The organism is Deltaproteobacteria bacterium GWC2_65_14 (assembly GCA_001797615.1).
Taxonomy (GTDB): Bacteria; Desulfobacterota; Deferrimicrobia; order Deferrimicrobiales; family Deferrimicrobiaceae; genus GWC2-65-14.
The window spans coordinates 4,719-5,074 of sequence record MGPV01000007.1 but is presented as its reverse complement, the minus strand read 5'-3'; the positions used below and the strand labels follow the sequence as shown (position 1 = coordinate 5,074).

At 64.9% G+C, this 356-nt stretch carries 1 pseudogene (only partly in view); it reads left to right on the top strand.

The features are described 5' to 3' along the window. A pseudogene (locus tag A2X88_10850) lies at positions 1-356 on the top strand (anthranilate phosphoribosyltransferase) (it extends past both window edges: 1,138 nt to the left, 117 nt to the right).

The following is a 356-nucleotide window of genomic DNA, read 5'->3' as shown; positions in this document are numbered from 1 at the left end:
CTTTGACGAACCCCGCCGGAGCGACCTCCCAGCTCATCGGGGTCTACGACCCGCGGCTCACGGAGATGTTCGCCGGGGTCCTGAAGAATCTGGGGACGAAACGGGCCTTCGTCGTCCACGGCGCCGACGGCCTCGACGAGGCGACCGTCACGGGAGAAACCCGGGTCTCCGAACTGAAGGAGGGGCTGATCACGACTTACAATATTGATCCCCTGGATCTTTTCGGAGAGACCTACCAGGCTTCCGACCTCCGGGGCGGGGATGCCGAGACTAACGCCCGGATCACGACGGAGGTCCTGACCGGCCGGCAGGGGGCCGGCCGGCAGATCGTCATTCTAAACGCAGCCCTCGCCATA